The sequence below is a fragment of the Mucilaginibacter sp. genome, from assembly GCF_036383575.1.
Lineage (GTDB): Bacteria > Bacteroidota > Bacteroidia > Sphingobacteriales > Sphingobacteriaceae > Mucilaginibacter.
In genome coordinates, this window is sequence record NZ_DASVOB010000587.1 from 1 (window position 1) to 2248 (window position 2248).

At 44.8% G+C, this 2248-nt stretch carries 2 protein-coding genes; both read right to left on the reverse strand.

Annotation, left to right across the window (positions count from 1 at the left end):
* Nucleotides 1–1135 (reverse strand): NADH-quinone oxidoreductase subunit M (locus tag VF500_RS21030; protein ID WP_330861561.1); only part of this gene is annotated, 1135 nt, incomplete at its 3' end.
* A 5-nt stretch (nt 1136–1140) separates the two neighbouring features.
* The coding region (locus VF500_RS21035) for an NADH-quinone oxidoreductase subunit L (RefSeq protein WP_330861562.1) at nt 1141–2248 on the reverse strand (1108 nt) is incomplete at its 5' end.

Consider the following 2248-nt stretch of genomic DNA (forward strand, 5'->3'; position numbering starts at 1 on the left):
AAAAGAACAACATGGTTGATAAAAAGCCGTGACTTACCATTTGCATAACCGCGCCGCTTACACCTTCGGCAGTTTGCGAGGCTATGCCCAGCAGCACAAAACCCATGTGCGATACCGACGAATAAGCGATCATCCGTTTCAGATCGCGTTGGGCCAGCGCATTGCAGGCCCCGTATAATATAGAGATAACGCCTAAAAGACCGATCCAGAAAGCACCTGAAGTAGCTATCTCCGGGAAAATCCCTAAGCAGATCCTGATGATACCGTAGCCACCTATTTTAAGCAGTACACCGGCCAGGATAATTGATACCGGCGTCGGTGCCTCTACGTGAGCATCGGGTAGCCAGGTATGTAATGGCACAACGGGCACTTTAATGGCAAAAGCGATGAAGAGCACCACATAGCCAACCGTACGGGCAGGCATCCCCAATATGGTTTGATGCGCGGCCGCCGAAAATACCGAACCCGCAGAATAATTAGCCGGGTTCATCATTTGGATGATATTAAAAGTATGACTGCCGGTTGCCGGGTCGCTCACTGAAAGGTATAAGCCAATCATTACCAGCAACATAAACACCGAACCAAACAGTGTATACAGGAAAAACTTGATAGCCGCATATTCCCTGCGCACACCGCCCCACATCCCTATCAGGAAATAAAGCGGTAATAACATCAGCTCATAAAACAGGTAAAACAGGAAGAAATCCAACGCACAAAATACGCCCATAACGGCCATATCCAGCAGCAGGAACAACAGGAAGAAACCTTTCAGATTACTCTTGATCTCCCATGAAGCCAGCGTAGCCACTACCATTATTAATGCCGACATTACCAGCAACGTTACCGAAATGCCATCTATCCCCACAAAATAATCTATCTGCAGCTTGCCCATGTTGCCCAGGTTAAGGGCTATCCATGGCAGTTTCTGCACAAACTGAAACTGATCTTCATGATTAATGCCTGCCGTAGCCGCACCAGTTTTAAAATCGAGGTAGATCCAGATACTGATACCCAACTGCAAAAGCGTAGCAAGCAGGGTAATATATTTAAAACTCCCGCGAACCGACGATGGCAGCAATACGATCACCAACGCAAACAGTACAGGTATAAATATGAGGAGGGTTAATAGGTTCATTAAATTCAGATCAGTATTTTTAAAATAAAGAGTACCAGCACAATGAGCAGCATGCTATAAAGGTAATATTGCACTTTACCGTTTTGAAACTTACGTGCAAAATTGCCAATACTTTGCACTAATGCAGCCATTGAATGTAAAAATCCGTCAACAATATATTTATCGCTCCAGGCGGTAAAACTTGCTACCATCCGGCTTGTGCGTTCAATTAAATGGATCAACCCATCAATGATATTTCTGTCGAACCAGAAACAAGTTTTACCTAAGCCAAGTATAGGCTTTACAATCGCTTTTTTATAGATCTTGTCCAAATACCATTGATTATAAGATAATCGGTACAGGAAGCCTGTTTGCGGGAACGAGAAAGTATTTTGTTTTACGTAGATAGCGTACGCCGCGTACATCACAAATACACTCAATATATTTACCCCTATCGGGATAATGGTATGATAAATGTTTTCGCGGGCCAGGAAGTCGGAAGGCTTTAAACTCTCAAACAGCCATGCTTTTTCATAGAAGAATGGATTAAGCGAAAACAGCGGGAAGAGACTGCAAATTGCCAGCAGGATCAACGGCAGTTTATATTGCCAGCCGCCATCGCTGATATGGAACTTTATGTCAGGATTACTTTTCAGCAGTCGAAACTCGCCGAAAAACACCTTTACTATCAAACGGGATATATAAAAAGCGGTAAGCCAGCTGGTAAACAATGCCCCTGCCGGGATCAGTTTAAGCCATGCACTCCGGCCTTCACTCCATTCAAAAGCCTGGATCAGGATACCATCTTTTGACAGGTAGCCCGATGTAAGGGGAATGCCGATCAAAGCCAGCGATCCAATAACGGCGACAATAAAAGTAAGCGGCAACTTTTTACGCAAACCGCCCATATGCAGGATATTTTGCGGGTCGATATCCAGATCGTTCTCCTCTTTGATGTGCTGCATTTCGTGGATCACTACACCGGCCACCAAAAACAGTAAACATTTAAAAAAGGCGTGTGTAGCCAAATGAAACAGCGATGAACCGTAAGCCCCCACTCCCATCGCCAGTGTCATATATCCCAGTTGCGATATGGTTGAATAAGCAAGTACACGTTTCAGGTCGTTTTGCGTA